Source organism: Tahibacter aquaticus (assembly GCF_004363655.1).
Lineage (GTDB): Bacteria > Pseudomonadota > Gammaproteobacteria > Xanthomonadales > Rhodanobacteraceae > Tahibacter > Tahibacter aquaticus.
Genome location: NZ_SNZH01000006.1, coordinates 325609 through 341925, shown reverse-complemented (window position 1 = coordinate 341925; position 16317 = coordinate 325609). Strand labels below are relative to the sequence as shown.

The following is a 16317-nucleotide window of genomic DNA, read 5'->3' as shown; positions in this document are numbered from 1 at the left end:
GCTGTCAGGCGACGCCGAGGCCGCTTCGCCGATACGGATCGATCAGGCTATACTTGCGGCTTTACCAGCCAGGCACCTGCCCCCGCCGGAAACCGACGATGACACGATCGCAACTGCTTGCTTCCCTGCTAGCCACCGCCGCCCTTGCCGCCACGACCGCCCATGCTGCGGACCCGAAGGGCAATATCGAAGCCGGCCGAGTCAAGACCTATACCTGCCACGGCTGCCACGGTGTCCCGGGTTACAAGAATGCGTATCCGAACTACCACGTGCCGCTGATCGCCGGACAGAATTACGAGTACCTGATCGCCGCGCTGAACGGCTACAAGAGCGGCGAACGCAGCCACCCGACCATGCGCGCCCAGGGCGAGAGCCTCTCCAAAGAGGACATCGAAGACATCGCCGCCTACCTTTCCAGCCTGGCTGCCAAGTAATTAGGATGCCCCGGATGAATCGCACGATTTCCCTGCTGGCGCTGGCGACGACGCTGGCCCTTTCTTCCGCCGCCAACGCCGCCGGCAACATCGAGAACGGCAAGAAACTTGCCGAACCCTGCGCCCAGTGCCATGGCAAGGACGGCAATTCGATCGACCCACAGTATCCGCGCCTGGCCGGCCAGTACCGCGACTACCTGGAAATCGCGCTGCAGCAGTACAAGGACGGCACGCGCAAGAACGCCATCATGGCACCGTTCGTGGAACCGCTGAACAAGCAGAACATGCTCGATCTCGCGGCATATTTCGCCAGCCTGCCGGACAGCAAGCTCGGCGATCTGAGCCACCCGCCGAAGAAGTAGACAGGCGGTTCGCGTTGCAAAAAAAAGCCCGGCATTGCCGGGCTTTTTTCTTGTCTGTACGGCGCCACCGCAAAATCAGGCCAGTGCCGATTTGCCTTCGCTTGCCTTGCTGGCGAAATACGGGTTCTCGCCGCTGGAATGGTCGGTCGCATCGCGCACCGCGGTAATTTCCGGCACGCGTTCGCGCAGGGTTTTTTCCACGCCTTGCTTGAGTGTCACGTCGGCCATGCCGCAGCCATGGCAGCCGCCGCCGAAGCGCAGCAACACCACGCCGTCGGCGGTGATTTCCTCGAGACTGATGCGGCCGCCGTGCGAAGCGACGCGCGGATTGATCTCGGTCTCGATCACATAGCGCACGCGTTCGACCAGGCTGGCACCCTCGCCCGGCACTTCGCCCTTGATGCGCGGTGCGCGAATCGTCAGCTGTCCACCGGTCGGCGCCACTTCGTAGTCGATGTCGGCCGCGTCGAGAAACGACACGCTGGCGGCGTCGACATACAGCGGGAAACCACGGCATTCCACCGTCCATTCGTCGCCGGCCAGATCGGCAGGTTCGCAGAATTCCAGCTGGCAGTCGGCTGCCGGCGTGCCGGCCTTGACTGCGCGCAGGCGAATGCCGAGTCCGGGAATGCCTTGTTGCTCGATGAGCTTGAGAAAGTGCTGCTGCGCTCGCTCGGAGATATTGATCATATTCACCCCGTTGAATCTGGACCATTGTAGTCCGCTTTCAAGGGGGCGACCACGGCGCCGCGGCATTCCGCCGCCGCTATACTCGCGCCCCTCATCATTGCCCGGAGCACGCCATGACCAAGGACGAACTGACTGCCAGCCACTGCACACCGCGCAAAGGACCGGGCGATGCGGTTCCGGCCGATCAGATCGGCGAGCTGGCACAGCTGATTGGCGAGTGGCGCGTGGAGCGCGAAGCCGGCCAGCTGCAGCGCGAATTCCGTTTCCGCGACTTCCACCACACCATGGGCTTCGTCAATGCCGTGGCCTACATGGCCAATCGCGAAGACCACCATCCGGACCTGGAAGTCGGCTACAACTATTGCCGCATGCGCTGGTCCACGCACGACGTCGGCGGCCTGTCGCTGAACGATTTCATCTGCGCGTCCAAGGTCGACGCGCTGGTCCGCTGACCAACCGTGTTCGCGGCAAGGCTGTTGCGCTGGACCACCTGGCTGGCCGCGGTCGCGCTCTGCGCCGTACTTCTGCAGACCCTTGCGCTATACCAGCTGGCACGACAGCTACAACGGGAAAGCGTTGTGCAACTGGCTACGCTGGCGCGCGGCGACACGCCGTACCGCTGGCGCTTCGCCAGCACGCGCGACCTGGTCAGTGGCACTGTGTTCGGCCGCTGCGACTACCGTATCGATGGTGCCGGCCTGCATCTGCGCCGCGGCAGCCAGGACTGCGAAATCGGCCTGCCGCTGAGCCAGGCGCTGGATCTGCGCCGTTTCGGCCAGCTCGTTGTCGAAACCGACACCACGGCCGCCTTCGCCGTGATCGTGCGCGAACAGCTGGCGCAGCCGCAGCGCGTTGCCGAAGTGACGGCCGTGCAGCTGGCCGCCACCGGCGAAATCCCGCTTTCCACATTGTCGTGGCGCGGCGAGGAAGTCGCTGCTGTCGCCGCGCCGCAGCGTGCCGCCATGCTGCGCCTGCGTTTCGCCACCCCGGCGCAGGACCTGAACTTGCGCGGTGTCAGTCTGCACCTTTCTGCGCCCTGGCCCTGGCTGCAGTCGGCACCGCGCTCGCCCGATTGGCGCTACCTGCCCCTGCTGGGCGAACCCAGCGACCTTGCCGTCTCCGGTGCGACGGTCAGCTATTGGTCCGACGTCCACTATCCGCTGTTTCTGCTGCCGCCACGGCTGCGACCAGAACAGGCCCTGCTCTGGCGCGATCAGTTGCGCCAGACCGAACCGGCCGCCTTGCTGCTGGTCCAGGGCGATAGCGACGCTGTTGCCGCAGAGGTGCGGCGCGCAACCGGCGCGGCGGCAGGCCCCCCTGCGCTGCTGTGGTCCTGGCTGGCGCTGATCGTATGTGCCGCGCTGCTGTTGCTGCTTCGCCTGCGCCCGCCCGCTGCCCAGCGGCCACGCGCCTTGCTGCAGGCTGCCGCCACCCTCGCGCTGCCGCTGTTCGTGGTACTGGACCTGCGCCTGGGCGACAACCCCGATGGCTGGAGCACAGTGGCACTGATGCTCGCATTCGCTTTTGCACTGAGCCTGCGGCGCGAGGCGAATACCCCGGCCTGGCACTGGCTGGGCAGTCCGCGCGCCTGGCTGCTCGCCGCGCCGGCACCGGCCCTGGCGCTGTTGCTGATGTTCGCGCTCGGTCAGACGCAACGCCTGCCCCCTGCCACCGAACTCGCTTTCTATCTGGGCTGGGCGCTGCTGCAGCAGTACCTGGTCTGTGTCGTGCTGACCGACCGCCTGCGCCTGGCGGGTGTGGCTCCGTGCTGGAGCTTGCTGGCGGCTGCCGGCGTGTTTGCTCTGTTGCACGCGCCGAATGCGGGCCTGATGCAGCTGACCTTCGCCGGCGGGCTGCTCTGGAGCGCGAACTGGCTGGGCCAGCGCGCCTTGCTGCCCCTGGCCGCCTCGCACGCACTGGCCGCCAGCCTGCTCGCCGGCAATCTGCCGCCGCAATGGCTGCGCTCGGCCGAGATCAGCCTGCGCTATTTCCTCTGAGACGCCCGGCGCACCGCCAAACCGGCAGATCCGGAAGCATCGACCGATGCTGACTTCGCGCAAGCAGCAGCGTCACGGCGCCTGATCGCCCTCGCCGCTACGTCGCACAGCGCCCCCGCCTCGCGGCGAAATCTCGTCGCCGTAGTCCCCGGACAACCCCAATCGGCAGATCGACCGCCTGCCGGGATTGCGAACCAGCGGACCAGCCCGCCATGATCCACCGCCCGGTGTTCGGTAGCCGCTGCCCGGGGCGTTTCTCAGCCACTTTCCCATCCCATCCGGGTATCCGCCGTGACCGCACTGCCCCAATCCCGCCGCTCCTGGCTTGCCTGTATCGCTGCTTTTCTCGGCAGCTGCAGCCTGGCCGGCGTGATCTGCTTTCATTTTCCGCAACTGCTGACCAGCCACGATTTCCGCCAGATCTACAGCGAAACCTTCGCCCGCCGGCTGCTGCTGGCCGGACTCATCGCCGCCTTCGTGCTGGGCACCCTGGCCATCCTGCGCGGACGCAACAAGCGCGTCGCGCTGATCGGTGTGGTCACAGCCGCCCTGGCGGTACTGACCGGGGGCAGCAATGTCCAATTCGATGCAATCGGGAAAACGCCGTATTCGCTGGGTTTGGACTGGTTTGTCATTTCGCTGTTCTTCTCCGCGCTGGTGTTCATTCCGCTGGAACGTTTCCTTGGCCGCGAACAGTCGCCGCTGCGGCCGCAGTGGCGAACCGATCTGAGCTATTTCTTCATGAGCCATGTGCTGGTGCAGTTCATCCTGATCCTGGTCACTGCATCCACCCAGGGCATTTCCGCCCTCGCCGCCTTTCCCGGACTGAAGGCGCAGATCCAGGCAATGCCCGTATGGCTGCAGTTTCTGCTGGCCGTTTTCTGCGCCGATCTGGCCCAGGCCCTGCTGCACCGCGCTTACCACAACGTTCCCCTGCTCTGGCGCTTCCATGCCGTGCATCACTCCAGCCGCCACATGGACTGGCTGGCCGGCTCACGCGTGCATTTCGTCGAGATCGTGCTGACGCGCAGCGCGGTGCTGCTGCCCTTGATCGTGCTCGGCTTCGCGCCGGCGGCGATCAATGCCTACGTGGTACTGGTCGGCATCCAGGCCGTGCTGGCGCATGCAAATGTACGCATTGCATTCGGCTGGCTCGAATACCTGCTGGTGCTGCCGCGCTACCACCATTGGCACCATGTGCGCGACAAGGCCTGGGTGGACAAGAACTACGCCATCCACTTGCCACTGGTCGACATGCTCATGGGCACCTTCAAGCTGCCACCCCGGGGCGAATGGCCGCACGAATACGGCGTGCTCAAACTGGAAACCGTCCCCGACGGCATCTGGCGCCAGCACCTGATGCCGTTCCGACGACCGCTGCCGCCGCCGCAACAAACACCGCAGGCCTGACCTTGGTCTGATTGAAATCGCCCCCCATGTGCCACGGACACGCAATTTTCACCAAGCTGGCCGGCAGGCTGCACGAACGCAGCGGATTGACGGCTTGCCAGCAGCCGCCGTTGTAGGGCTACACTGCGGGTCGCAAGCAGGGGGTTTTGCGATGTCTTCGATCACTGAACTGCTGGATCGCTGGAAGCGTGGCGATCGCAGCGTAGAAGATGCATTGGCAACCGATATCTATCCGGTGCTGCGCGAATTGGCGCGCGCGCAGGTGCGTCGGCATGGCAATGCCTTGACCCTGCGCGCGACCGAGCTGGCCAACGAAGCCTACGAACGCCTGCATGTGCAACAAGGCGTCAATTGGCAAAATCGTGCACATTTCCACGCCATTGCCGCGACCTTGATGCGCCGCGTCGTGGTCGACTACCTGCGCGAGCGCCAGGCGGAAAAACGCGGCGGCGACCAGCTGTTCATCGCCCTGGACGACATGCAGCAGCGCGAGACGCCGTCCCAGGGCGACCATGTGGACTGGCTCGCGGTCGACCAGGCCCTGACCGAGTTCGCCCAGGCAGCGCCGGATGCAGCGCGCGTGGTCGAACTGCGCCTGTTCTCGGGGCTGACCAAGGAAGAAATCGCCGAAGTCTGCGGCTCGTCCCGCGCCACTGTCGGGCGGCAATGGCGTTTCGCACGCGCCTGGCTGGCCGAACGACTGGATGTAGTCCCCGGTGATGAAGAGCCCGGCTGAACGCATACGCAGGTTGGGCGAGCTGTTCGACCAGGCGCTGGATCTCGATCCGGTCGCCCGGGAAGAACTGCTTGAGCATGTCCACAGCAGCGACCCCGACCTCGCCGACGAACTGGCCCGCCTGATCGAGCGGGACCAGAAGCTGCTCGGCAGCGAGCCGCGCAGCGCGCTGGGCCTGGTCGAATCCGGCCTGGACGCCCGCGACAGCGATGCGCTGCGGCCGGGCCTGAGCTTCGGCGTGTATACCCTGGAACAGGAAATCGGCCAGGGCGGCATGGGCCGCGTATTCCGCGCCACCCGCCGCGGTGCGGATTTCAGCCAGGAAGTGGCCATCAAGTTTGTCCGCCGCGATCTGGTCCATCCGGCCCTGCTGCGCCGCTTCTCCACCGAGCGCGCAATCCTGGCGGCACTGGATCATCCGAGCATCTCGCGCCTGATCGACGCCAATACCACGCCCGACGGCACGCCGTACGTGGTCATGGAATTCGTCCGCGGCCAGGCGATCGACGGCTGGGCCGACGCCCGCCAGCTCGGTCTGAACGAACGTCTGGCGCTGTTCCGCAAAGTGCTTACCGCGGTGGCCCACGCCCACCGCAACCTGGTTGTGCATCGCGACATCAAGGCCAGCAACGTCCTGGTCAGCGACGACGGCGAAATCAAGCTGCTCGACTTCGGCATCGCCAAGCCGCTGGGCCGCATCGGCAATGTCAGTGCGACCATGACCATGGACCGCTTCCTGACCCCGTCCAGCGCCGCGCCGGAACAGTTGGTCGGCGGCCCCATCACCGTGGCCTGCGACATCCACGCCCTGGGCATGCTGCTGTACGAGCTGCTGGCCGGCCGCCTGCCGTTCGGCTTCGCCAACATGACGCCGGGCGAGATCGAACACGCCATCCGCCAGTTGCCGCCGCCGCCCATGACCAGCCGCATCGGCGATACCGACATGGCCCTGGTACAGGCGCGCGGATTCCACCAGTTGCGCGAACTGCGCGAAGGCCTGCGCGGCGATCTCGAACATATTGTCCAGCGCTGTCTGCGCAAGCGGCCCAGCGAACGCTACAGTACAGTCGACCAGCTCGACCATGACATCGACTGCGTGCTGAAGGAACAGCCGATCCGCGAACGCCAGAGCGACCGCTGGTATCGCTGGCGCAAATTCGTCTCGCGCCATCGCGTTGCCTCGGCGCTGAGCGCGGTGCTGTTCCTCACCATCGCGACCGCCGTGGTCGCTATCCTGCGCCAGAACGTGGCCATCACCCACGAGCGCGACCGCGCCCAGCGCGCCGTGGGCCTGCTCAAGAGCGCGTTCGCCGCGGCCAACCCCACCGAAGTCGCCGGAGCCAACGTGACGGCACGCGCAGTGCTCGAGGCGGCCAGGCCGTCGCTGGAAGCCACCTTCGAATCGCAGCCGGATGTCTATGCCGAACTCGCCGGCACCCTGGCCGAAGTGGAACTGGCAACCGGTCTCAGCCCCCAGGCCAGCGAGCTGGCCGAAAGAGCAGTACTTGCCGCAGGCAATGCCGGCTTCAGTCCGGCCCGCATCGGCAGCCTGCTGATCCTCGAGGCGCGCGCCCGTACCAATGCCGGCGACTATGCCGCAGCCGGTGATCGCCTGGACCGCGCCGCCGGACTGGGCCTGCGTCCCAGCCCGGAATGGCAGCTCGCCATGGGCGTGCTGTGCTTTCACCGAAGCCAGCGCAAGGACGCCATCGAGCACCTGGAGCAAGCCGTACGCGACACCAGCGGCCGGCCGCCGTCGGACGACGTCGCCAACATGGCCCGGCTGCAGCTGGCCTCCGTGCTGCGCGTGACTGACCGCAGCGCCGAGGCCCTGGCCCTGCTCGACCAGACCATGGCCTGGCAAAGTGCCGGACTGGAACCCGACCACCCGCGCCTGACCCTGGTGCGCATGTACCGGCTGGACGCGTTGCGCCGCGTGCGTGGCGCTGCCGCGGCCGTGCCCGAGGCACGTAAGGTGGTCGAGGAAGTCGATCGCATCTACAGCCCGAACAGTACGGTAGCCGCGCAGGTGCGCAGCTCGCTGGGCATTTCGCTGAACGAGGCTGGAAAATTCGAAGAAGGTGTACAGGCGATCCGCGAATCGCTGGCTGCCTGGCGCAATACTGTCGGCAACGAACACCAGAATACATTGCGTACTGCCTTCAATCTTGCCCAGATGCTCACCGACCTCGGCGGCCACGACGACGAAGCCGAGGCGCTGTACCGGGAGGTATTGCAACGCAGCGAGTTGCGAACCGAGGAAACCCGCCTGCCACTGGTGTTCTGGCGCAGTTATTTCGCGCGCTTTCTGCTCGTACGGAAGCGCTCGCTGGAGGCGTTGAAGATATTGATCGGCCCCGACAATATTGCGCTTACGCAAGTGCGGGCAGCCAAAACCAGCAACCTCAACAACTACCTGGAAGTACTGGCCGAAGCGGCCACCGGGGCGGGTTGCGGCAAAGCCGTGCTGGCCCCGGAAATCCTTTCCTGGTGTACCAGCGCCAAAGAATTCATGAACGCATCACCAAATACCAAAGCTGGCACAAACTCTGACAACCCGGGCTGAGCCGCTGACGCCGTCTTTTCCGCGTACGCTTGTAGCATCGAGCAATCCCGACTCGATCTTTCCCGCCACAGATTCTTCCCACAGCCTAAGGGGGGCTTTTCATGTTCCGTTCCTTCTGTTCCTTCGCGTCGTCGGCCGTCGTCATAGCAGCATGTCTGAGCAGCGCCACCGCGCACGCCGACAAGTTCTGCGAAACCATTCCGCTCAACCTCTGCAATACCACCGAGTGCTATACCTCTACATCGCAGTCGCTGACCGATGCGGATTGCACCGACAGCGTCTACGTCCTCACCACGCAAAGCATCGGCACAGCGCCTGCCAATACGAGCCTGCAGTGCTCACGCGCCAGCAGCGGACATGGCTATACCTGCGAAGCCTGGCCCCAGGGCGAGGAAATCAGCTACGACTGGTTCAACAGCAACAATTCCGCCATCGCCACCGACGTGATCAATCCGTTCCGCAGCTTCAACTGCAACGCCGGCACGATCAGTGTTGCTGTTGTTGGGCCCGGCGGCGGCACCTCGCTTGCTTCCGCAACCCTGCCCAGCTGCAACTGAGCGGCAGCATCCCGGTAACGCGTAACGCTTGGTAACAAATTTTGTTTTCCTGCGTGAGCCCGCAGGGTATTCCGATCCGAGTAGTTGTAATTGGGCTCCGCAACGCCCTGTCGCATCGCAGTCGCTACGCACCCCCTGAGCGTAGCGATTGCGATGCGGTAATTAGCCAGGCGGGGCACCATCCAGTCACTTCAGGGGGAAGTGCATGCGCTCTACTCGCCATCTCTTGCATCGCAGCCTGGTCGGGCTGGCGATGATCTTCTCGGCCAGCGCCGGCGCAGCCGGCTTGAGCTGCACAGCCAGCGGTGATGGATTCCGCTGCGAAGCCTGGCCACAAGGCACCAGCTACCGCTACGAATGGCATGTCGCCGGCAAAAGCGAACGCACTTCCGCGATAAGCAGAAATCTCGCCGTACATACCATCGGTTGCCAGGACAAGCGCGCCAGCGCCATCGCCGTCAGCGTGATTGCCCCTGCCGGCTACATCGAAACCGCGACCCAGCTGTTGCCCGCTTGCGGCCACACCGAACTCGATAGCGACATCGGCGCCACAGCGCTGGCGCGTTCGCAGTAAACCCGACCGCGGCTCAGGCCTGCATTCGGCGTACGCAGAAACCGCTCTCCGTACGAAATACCGAAGCCATGGCCACACAATAAACAAGTACATAAACTTGCATCGGCCAGCATTGCCGCAGTTGGTTACTGATTCATTGCCGCGCCGAAGATAGCCAGTCCTTCGCCAAGCGAATCTGCGGCATGAAGATTCTCAGTGCCGAAATGCCCCCACGTCCGCCTCAACGTGCGCCGTTGCTGTGGGCTCTAGCTGTTGCTGTTGCTGTTGCTGTTGCTGTTGCTGTTGCTGTTGCTGTTGCTGTTGCTGTTGCTGTTGCTGTTGCTGTTGCTGTTGCTGTTGCTGTTGCTGTTGCGCGCAGGAAGCGCGCTTCAAACGGGGCCCCGTATACCGCGTGAGGCCCCGTAGGCAAAAGCCCGCAGGATCGTGGCCAGAATGGCCACGAGTCGGCGCAGGGGACAGGATGTCCCGTGCACCGACCGGCCGTAGCGGCCTCACGAAGCTCTGGGCCAGGGATGGCCCAAAACCGCGGCATCCGGGGTGTCCTGGGAGAATCCAAGGAGGAGACGGACAAGCATCCTCTCCTTGGACGCGCGCCCACGGCGCGCGAAACGCGCCGCCACGCACACAAAAAACATCCGCCAACGGCGGACTCCTTCCCCGGAAACCCAGCGGCGAAGCTCAACCCAGCACCGCCCCCCCCCAAGCCGGGCGTGGAGGAGAGGTAGCTACCATCCAACAAAACCAACCGCATCAGAAAATCTTACGGCGCGCCGCCACCGAATCAGCGAAGAATTTCACAAAGACAAAAATTCAACCCGCCCGCTGCCGCAACACCTCGAACAAGCCCACACCCGTCGCCACCGACACATTGAGGCTATCCACCGCCCCCTTCATCGGTATGCGTGCCAGGAAATCGCACTGTTCGCGTGTCAGCCGCCGCAAACCCTCGCCCTCGCTACCGACGACGAGTGCAATCGGCCCCTTCAGGTCGACTGCGTAGAAGTTCTGGCTGGATTCCTCGCCCGCCAGGCCGACCAGCCATACGCCCTGCTCTTTCAGCGCACGCAAGGTACGCGCGAGATTGGTCGCCGCGATGAACGGCACGCGATCGGCAGCACCGGCAGACGCACGGCGCACGATGGGCGTAATGCCGACGGCCTTGTCCTTGGTCACGACCACGGCCGTGACGCCTGCCGCTTCGGCACTGCGCAGACAGGCGCCGAGGTTGTGCGGATCGGTGACGCCGTCCAGTACCAGCACCAGCGCTTCGCGTCCGGCGGCTTCCACCAGTTCGGCCAGATCGTTCTCGCTGCGCGGCGGCGCGGCACGGTACTGCGCCACTACGCCCTGGTGACGCGCGCCGCCGGTCATGCGATCGAGCAGTTCGCGCGTGCGTCCGTGCGGCTTGACACCCAGGTCGCGCGCGCGCTCGGACAGCTCTTTCAGCCGCGCATTGGCGCTGCCGGTCTCAATGAAAAGCTCGACTATGTTCTTCGGATCATGGCTCAACGCGGCCTCTACCGAATTGATGCCGATCAGCAACTCATGGCTCATCGCCGTTTCTTCTCCACGGGGGTTTCGTTCGCCACCAGGCGGAAATCGATCTTGCGGTCTTCCAGGCTCGCACGCAGCACCTGGATGCGTACGGCGTCGCCGAGACGGAATTTGAGTCCGCGCCGCTCACCGGTCAGCAGGTGGCGGATCGGATCGAAATGGTAGTAGTCGTTCGGCAGCTGAGTGATATGCACCAGGCCCGTCACTTTCGAATCGACCAGTTCGACGAACAGGCCGAACGAGGTGACACCCGAGACGATGCCGTCGAATTCGCTGCCGACATGCTTTTCCATCCAGGCGCACTTGTAGCGCTCGTCCACGTCTCGCTCGGCTTCCTCGGCACGGCGGCCGCACTGCGAACAGTGCACGGCCATGCTGGCCATGGCGGTCGGCGAATAGCGGTAGCTGGCTGGCTTGCCCTTGGCAATCGCATAACGGAGAGCCCGGTGCACCAGCAGGTCGGGATAGCGCCGGATCGGCGAGGTGAAATGCGCGTACGCATCCAGTGCCAGGCCGAAATGACCGCCGCAGTCGGGCTGATAGGCCGCCAGCGACTGGGATCGCAGCAGCACCGACTGGATCAGGCTGGCGTCGGGACGGTTCTGGATTTTCCTGATCAGCGTGGCGAAATCGGCCGGTTCCACGTCCGCTGCCGTCGGCATCTTCAGGCTGAAATCCTTGAGGAATTCCAGCAGGTCGTGGTACTTGCCCTCCGGCGGCGGCTCGTGCACGCGATACAGCGCCGGAACATGCGCCTTGTCCAGGAAGCGCGCCGCCTGCACGTTCGCGGCGATCATGCATTCCTCGATCAGCTTGTGTGCATCGTTGCGCGGCTCGGCGCCCAGTTGCACCACCTCGCCCGATGGAGCCAGGCGGAATTTCACTTCGGTGCTTTCGAAATCGATCGCGCCGCGCCGCTTGCGCGCCTTGGCCAGCACTTTGTACAGCTTGTACAGCTGTTCAATATGCGGCATCAGAGTGCCGATCTGCGCGCGCGCGTCGGCATTCTTCTCGCCCAGCGCCAGCCAGACCTGGTTGTAGGTCAGGCGGGCGTGCGAACGCATCACCGCCGGGTAGAACTTCGACTTGATCACCTCGCCTTCCTGGTCCACCAGCATGTCGCAGACCATGCACAGGCGCTCGACCTTGGGATTGAGCGAACAGATGCCGTTGGACAGGGTCTCCGGCAGCATCGGCACGACGAAGCCGGGGAAATACACCGACGTCGCACGCTTGTAGGCTTCCTCGTCCAGCGCGGTTTCCGGCTGCACGTAATGCGACACGTCGGCGATCGCGACGACCAGGCGGAAACCGCCGGCGCTGGGCTCGGCGAAAACCGCGTCATCGAAATCGCGCGCATCCTCGCCGTCGATGGTGACCAGCGGCAGTCCGCGCAGATCCTTGCGTCCGGAGAAGTCTTTGACTTCCGGCTCGACCTGGGCCGCTTCGCGCAGCACCGGCTCGGGCCACTCGTGCGGAATGTCGTGGCTGGCTATGGCCATCTCGACCGTCAGCGACGGCGTCAGGCGCTCGCCCAGCACGGCCACTACGCGGCCGATCGGGCCGCGATGCTGGCCCGGCGGCTCGGTGATCTCGGCCACGACGATCTGGCCCGAGCGCGCGCCGCATTCCTTGCCCGGCGCGATGAGAATGTCCTGGTGCAGGCGGCGGTCGTCGGGGGCGACCAGCATCAGGCCGTCCTGTTCGATGATGCGGCCAACCAGGCGCGGCGAACGCCGTTCCAGCACTTCAACGATGGCGCCCTGGCGGCGGCCGCGGCGATCGACGCCGACAACGCTGCCGAGCACGCGGTCGCCATGCAGCACTTTGCGCATCTCGAAGGGCGACAGGTACAGGTCTTCGCCGCCGGCATCGGGCTTGAGAAAGCCGTAGCCGTCGGGATTGGCCAGGATAACCCCGGCAACCAGATCGAGCTTCTGCGCGACGCCGTAGCCGCCACGGCGGTTCTGGATCAGCTGGCCGTCGCGCAGCATCGCGGCGAGGCGCTTGGTCAGTGCACCGAAGTCGCGCTCGTGCGTCAGCGACAAGGCCTTGGCCACGGCTTCGGCATTCATCAGCTGGCCCTGCTCGGCGAGAAACGAGAGGATCGCTTCGCGGCTGGGAATGGGGTGCTCGTAGCGCTGCTGTTCGCGCTCGGCAAACGGATCGCTGCCGGCAGCCTCCGCGGTTACTGCGCTATTGCGCGGGCGCCTTGCCGCGGCTTCCGGCGGCGGCATGGCCGGTGGCGTGCTCTTGCCGGTCTTCGCCATCGTCTTGCGCGCGGCGCCAGGCTTGGGCGCGGCGGCAGTCGGGGCAGCGACCGGCGCGGCCATCGCAGCCATCTTGCGTACCGCGCGTGGTTTCGGTGCGGCACCGCCGGTCGTCGCGGCGACTTCAGTGGAGCGCTTGCCGCGCGAAGGCGGCGCTGTTTCCGGCATCCAGCCGGGGCGCGCGGCTTTCTTGTTGCCGCTGCGCGTGGTGTCCGTGCTACGTGTTTTCTTCATGTGTACTCTCGTTGAATCCGGTCAGCCTCGCCGACATTGGAATTGATTGCAAGCAAAGCGTTGACAAGCTCTTCGACGCTCCATATAGTTCGCGGCCTTCGCAGCGGCAACAACGCAACGCGAAGCACCTGCCCAGGTGGCGGAATTGGTAGACGCACTAGTTTCAGGTACTAGCGGGGCGACCCGTGGAGGTTCGAGTCCTCTCTTGGGCACCAATCGAAAAAGCAAAAGGCCCGCTTAATCGCGGGCTTTTTGCTGTCTGTCGCATTGACATCGGGGGATAGGCGCAATGGCCAGCAATTGTCCGCACTGCAAGGACCGCAGCCTCAACCATTCGCGCATCGAAGCCGATTTGCCGGCCCTGTCCTGCGACGGCTGCGGCGGCAGTCTGCTGTCGCTGCTGGCATATCGGCACTGGCGCGAGAGCCAGCCTGCACAAGTACACACCGACGCCGATGCGGCCGATGCGCCGCTGACGGAAGTGAAAGACACCTCGATCGCGCTGTGCTGTCCGAAGTGCCAGCACTTCATGACCAAGTTCCGCGTCAGCGCCGATGCGCGCAACCAGATCGACCTGTGCGTGCACTGCGACGAAGCCTGGCTGGACCGTGGCGAATGGCAGCTGCTCGACCGCCTGGCCCTGGCCGGCAAGCTGACCCAGGTGTTTACCCAGCCCTGGCAGAACCGCGTACGCAGCACCGAAGCGGAACGGCGCGCTGAGCAGCGCTGGAGCGAACGCCTGGGCGAGCACTACGAACGCGCCCTGCAGACGCGCGAATGGCTGCGCGACAATCCGGATGCGCGCGAGATCCTGGCCTACGTGAATCAGGTGCGCGACGACATTCCGCTTTGAGTGGCGCCTGCTTCGCCTGGCGATATTGGCGATGGTGCAATCGGCGACGACGTTGGTCGGGGTAAGCCGCAGGCGCACCCCGCCATCGCGCTGCCTCCGATTCAAAAACCCGTGCCGAAGGCATTCGTATACCTTGCAGCGTGAGGGAGCACCTCGCCGTCTGGCCGCGCCAGGAAGCGAAAAACTCCTTCGCCCCGGCGTTTTCGCTGCGGCAATGCCTCGATGTCGGGGTGCGCCTGCGGCTTACCCCAACCTATGCATCCGGCGGGCCTTTCAGCTCGACCGTATTGCCTTCGATATCGTCGAGATACAGCGAAGGCCCCTCGCCTTCCGCGCCGTAGCGCGAGCCGAACTCGCCGGGCTCGACGCCATGGGCACGCAGGTGGGCGCGAATCGCATCGAGGTCGAACGGTTCGACGCGCACGCAGAAATGGTCGAGGTTGCGACCTTCCCTGCCCGGCGCCGCTCCGCCCATTCTGCCCAGCTTGCCGTCGATGCCGACGATGTCGATCAGCGAGGTGCCGGCACGCAGCTGCACCAGGCCGATCGCCTCCTGGCGCTTTTCCACCGTGCAGCCCAGCACCTCGCAATAGAACCGCACCAGCGCGCCCTGGTCGCGGGCGCGCAGCACGATATGGTCGATCTCACGAATGCGGATGGGATGCACGGCAGCGCCCTGCCTCAGGCGAACGGATCGCGCAGGATGATGGTGTCGTCGCGGTCCGCACCGGTGGCCACCAGGGCCAGCTGGCATTCGGCCAGCTCTTCCACCGCGCGCAGGTAGGCGCGTGCGGCCGGCGGCAGCTTGGAGAACTCGCGCACGCCCGAAGTCGGCTCCTGCCAGCCCGGGAATTCCAGATAGACCGGCTTGCACTCTTCCCAGCCGGCGGCATCCAGCGGTGCCAGCGTGCGCTGCTTGCCGCGGTATTCGTAGGCGATGCAGACCTTGATCGACGGCAGGCCGTCGAGCACGTCGAGCTTGGTGATGGCCAGGCCCGAGATGCCGTTGATCTGCACCGCGCGCTTGAGCGCAACCAGATCGATCCAGCCGCAGCGGCGCGGACGGCCGGTGGTGGCGCCGAACTCGTTGCCGCGCTTGCGCAGCAGTTCGCCCATGTCGTCATTCAGTTCGGTGGGGAACGGACCGCCGCCGACGCGCGTGGCATAGGCCTTGGCAATGCCCAGCACGTAGTCGATGTCGCGCGCACCCACGCCCGAGCCGGCATAGGCGCCGCCGACCGTGGTGTTGGACGAGGTCACGTAGGGATAGGTGCCGTGGTCGATGTCCAGCAGCGAGCCTTGCGCGCCTTCGAACAGGATCTTCTTGCCGGCCTTGCGCAGGTCGTACAGGATGGTCGAGACGTCGTCGACCATGGGCTTGACGTAGTCGCCGAAACTCAGCGCCTCGTCCAGCACCTTCTGGAAGTCGACCGTATCGGCCTTGAGCCAGTTGGCCAGTACGAAATTGTGGTAGTCGACCGCATCGCGCAGCTTGTCGGCGAGCTGGTCGGGATAGAACAGATCGGCGACGCGGATGCCGCGGCGCGCCACCTTGTCTTCATACGCCGGGCCAATGCCGCGGCCGGTGGTGCCGATGGCCTTGGCGCCCGATGCCTTCTCCCGCGCCTGATCCACGGCGATGTGATACGGCATGATCAGCGGCGTGGCCGGCGAGATCTTCAGGCGCGAGCGCACATCGACGCCCTGCGCTTCGAGTTCGGCGATTTCGGTCTGCAGCGCAGCCGGCGACAGCACCACGCCGTTGCCGATCAGGCACAGCGCCTGATCGCGCAGGATGCCCGAGGGAATCAGGTGCAGTACCGTCTTCTTGCCGCCGATGACCAGGGTGTGGCCGGCATTGTGGCCGCCCTGGAAACGCACGACGGCACCGACTTCCTCGGTCAGCAGATCGACGATCTTGCCCTTGCCCTCGTCGCCCCACTGCGCTCCGAGGATAACGACTGACTTACCCATGGTTTTCATCCTTAAGCTGGAAGACAAAGGCCGCGACGTTCAGGCGAACGCCGCGGCCGAACACGCAGGCGCGCCCGGCGCGCCGATGAATGGCTTACCCACCGCA

16 protein-coding genes and 1 tRNA gene are annotated in these 16317 nt (G+C 65.0%); 12 read left to right on the top strand and 5 right to left on the bottom strand.

Features of this window, described 5'->3' with window-relative positions:
* Positions 1–98: 98 nt before the first annotated feature.
* Both DFR29_RS12165 and DFR29_RS12160 read left to right on the top strand, forming a co-directional pair.
* Positions 99–434 carry a c-type cytochrome gene (locus DFR29_RS12165; protein ID WP_133818868.1) on the top strand — a complete coding sequence of 112 codons (336 nt, stop codon included), beginning with the start codon at positions 99–101 and terminating at the stop codon, positions 432–434.
* 14 nt (positions 435–448) lie between these two features.
* Positions 449–796 (top strand): c-type cytochrome, encoded by a 348-nt coding sequence (locus tag DFR29_RS12160; RefSeq protein ID WP_133818867.1) that lies wholly within the window; start codon positions 449–451, stop codon positions 794–796.
* Positions 797–871: 75 nt separating this feature from the next.
* Here DFR29_RS12160 and DFR29_RS12155 read toward each other — a convergent pair whose 3' ends face one another.
* A complete protein-coding gene (locus tag DFR29_RS12155; RefSeq protein ID WP_133818866.1) occupies positions 872–1486 on the bottom strand; it encodes an NfuA family Fe-S biogenesis protein in 615 nt (204 codons plus the stop codon).
* Between the two features lie 113 nt (positions 1487–1599).
* Here DFR29_RS12155 and DFR29_RS12150 point away from each other — a divergent pair, with 113 nt between their 5' ends.
* The 8 genes from DFR29_RS12150 to DFR29_RS29145 all read left to right on the top strand — a co-directional run bounded on the left by DFR29_RS12150 (position 1600) and on the right by DFR29_RS29145 (position 9721).
* Positions 1600–1938 carry a 4a-hydroxytetrahydrobiopterin dehydratase gene (locus DFR29_RS12150; protein ID WP_133818865.1) on the top strand — a complete coding sequence of 113 codons (339 nt, stop codon included), beginning with the start codon at positions 1600–1602 and terminating at the stop codon, positions 1936–1938.
* A gap of 24 nt (positions 1939–1962) precedes the next feature.
* Entirely contained in the window at positions 1963–3483 is a 1521-nt protein-coding gene (locus DFR29_RS12145) for a hypothetical protein (RefSeq protein WP_133818864.1), read from the top strand.
* 291 nt (positions 3484–3774) lie between these two features.
* On the top strand, positions 3775–4893 hold the full coding sequence (locus DFR29_RS12140) for a sterol desaturase family protein (protein WP_243746027.1): 1119 nt from the start codon (positions 3775–3777) through the stop codon (positions 4891–4893).
* A 151-nt stretch (positions 4894–5044) separates the two neighbouring features.
* On the top strand, positions 5045–5629 hold the full coding sequence (locus DFR29_RS12135) for an ECF-type sigma factor (RefSeq protein WP_133818862.1): 585 nt from the start codon (positions 5045–5047) through the stop codon (positions 5627–5629).
* On the top strand, positions 5613–8195 hold the full coding sequence (locus DFR29_RS12130) for a serine/threonine protein kinase (RefSeq protein WP_133818861.1): 2583 nt from the start codon (positions 5613–5615) through the stop codon (positions 8193–8195). Before DFR29_RS12135 ends, DFR29_RS12130 begins: the two co-directional genes overlap by 17 nt.
* 101 nt (positions 8196–8296) lie before the next feature.
* Entirely contained in the window at positions 8297–8752 is a 456-nt protein-coding gene (locus DFR29_RS12125) for a hypothetical protein (protein WP_133818860.1), read from the top strand.
* Between the two features lie 205 nt (positions 8753–8957).
* Positions 8958–9326, top strand: a complete 369-nt coding sequence (locus DFR29_RS12120; protein WP_133818859.1) for a hypothetical protein — start codon at positions 8958–8960, stop codon at positions 9324–9326.
* 182 nt (positions 9327–9508) lie between these two features.
* Positions 9509–9721, top strand: coding sequence for a hypothetical protein (locus tag DFR29_RS29145; RefSeq protein ID WP_166654018.1), 213 nt, complete (start codon positions 9509–9511; stop codon positions 9719–9721).
* A gap of 415 nt (positions 9722–10136) precedes the next feature.
* On the opposite strand, the gene rlmB is transcribed toward DFR29_RS29145, so the two are convergent.
* Positions 10137–10880, bottom strand: a complete 744-nt coding sequence (rlmB, locus tag DFR29_RS12110) for a 23S rRNA (guanosine(2251)-2'-O)-methyltransferase RlmB (RefSeq protein WP_133818857.1) — start codon at positions 10878–10880, stop codon at positions 10137–10139.
* Positions 10877–13384 (bottom strand): ribonuclease R, encoded by a 2508-nt coding sequence (gene rnr, locus DFR29_RS12105; protein ID WP_133818856.1) that lies wholly within the window; start codon positions 13382–13384, stop codon positions 10877–10879. The genes rlmB and rnr overlap by 4 nt, the downstream gene beginning before the upstream one ends.
* 130 nt (positions 13385–13514) lie before the next feature.
* On the opposite strand from rnr, the gene DFR29_RS12100 reads away from it, so the two are divergent.
* Positions 13515–13599 (top strand) — tRNA-Leu (locus DFR29_RS12100).
* 74 nt (positions 13600–13673) lie between these two features.
* A complete protein-coding gene (locus DFR29_RS12095) occupies positions 13674–14237 on the top strand; it encodes a TFIIB-type zinc ribbon-containing protein (protein WP_133818855.1) in 564 nt (187 codons plus the stop codon).
* A gap of 253 nt (positions 14238–14490) precedes the next feature.
* Here the strand turns inward: DFR29_RS12095 and DFR29_RS12090 are convergent, their stop codons facing one another.
* Complete coding sequence (locus DFR29_RS12090) at positions 14491–14904, bottom strand: VOC family protein (protein ID WP_243746026.1); 414 nt, start codon at positions 14902–14904, stop codon at positions 14491–14493.
* Positions 14905–14918: 14 nt separating this feature from the next.
* Positions 14919–16211, bottom strand: coding sequence for an adenylosuccinate synthase (locus DFR29_RS12085; RefSeq protein WP_133818853.1), 1293 nt, complete (start codon positions 16209–16211; stop codon positions 14919–14921).
* Positions 16212–16317: the final 106 nt, after the last annotated feature.

Excerpts from the sequence above, each read along its gene's own strand:
- rlmB (WP_133818857.1), bottom strand. The coding sequence starts at position 10,880 with ATGAGCCATGAGTTGCTGATCGGCATCAATTCGGTAGAGGCCGCGTTG.
- DFR29_RS12120 (WP_133818859.1), top strand. The coding sequence starts at position 8,958 with ATGCGCTCTACTCGCCATCTCTTGCATCGCAGCCTGGTCGGGCTGGCG.
- DFR29_RS12135 (WP_133818862.1), top strand. The coding sequence starts at position 5,045 with ATGTCTTCGATCACTGAACTGCTGGATCGCTGGAAGCGTGGCGATCGC.
- DFR29_RS12085 (WP_133818853.1), bottom strand. The coding sequence starts at position 16,211 with ATGGGTAAGTCAGTCGTTATCCTCGGAGCGCAGTGGGGCGACGAGGGC.
- DFR29_RS12160 (WP_133818867.1), top strand. The coding sequence starts at position 449 with ATGAATCGCACGATTTCCCTGCTGGCGCTGGCGACGACGCTGGCCCTT.
- DFR29_RS12125 (WP_133818860.1), top strand. The coding sequence starts at position 8,297 with ATGTTCCGTTCCTTCTGTTCCTTCGCGTCGTCGGCCGTCGTCATAGCA.
- DFR29_RS12155 (WP_133818866.1), bottom strand. The coding sequence starts at position 1,486 with ATGATCAATATCTCCGAGCGAGCGCAGCAGCACTTTCTCAAGCTCATC.
- DFR29_RS29145 (WP_166654018.1), top strand. The coding sequence starts at position 9,509 with ATGAAGATTCTCAGTGCCGAAATGCCCCCACGTCCGCCTCAACGTGCG.
- DFR29_RS12150 (WP_133818865.1), top strand. The coding sequence starts at position 1,600 with ATGACCAAGGACGAACTGACTGCCAGCCACTGCACACCGCGCAAAGGA.
- DFR29_RS12095 (WP_133818855.1), top strand. The coding sequence starts at position 13,674 with ATGGCCAGCAATTGTCCGCACTGCAAGGACCGCAGCCTCAACCATTCG.
- DFR29_RS12130 (WP_133818861.1), top strand. The coding sequence starts at position 5,613 with ATGAAGAGCCCGGCTGAACGCATACGCAGGTTGGGCGAGCTGTTCGAC.
- DFR29_RS12165 (WP_133818868.1), top strand. The coding sequence starts at position 99 with ATGACACGATCGCAACTGCTTGCTTCCCTGCTAGCCACCGCCGCCCTT.
- rnr (WP_133818856.1), bottom strand. The coding sequence starts at position 13,384 with ATGAAGAAAACACGTAGCACGGACACCACGCGCAGCGGCAACAAGAAA.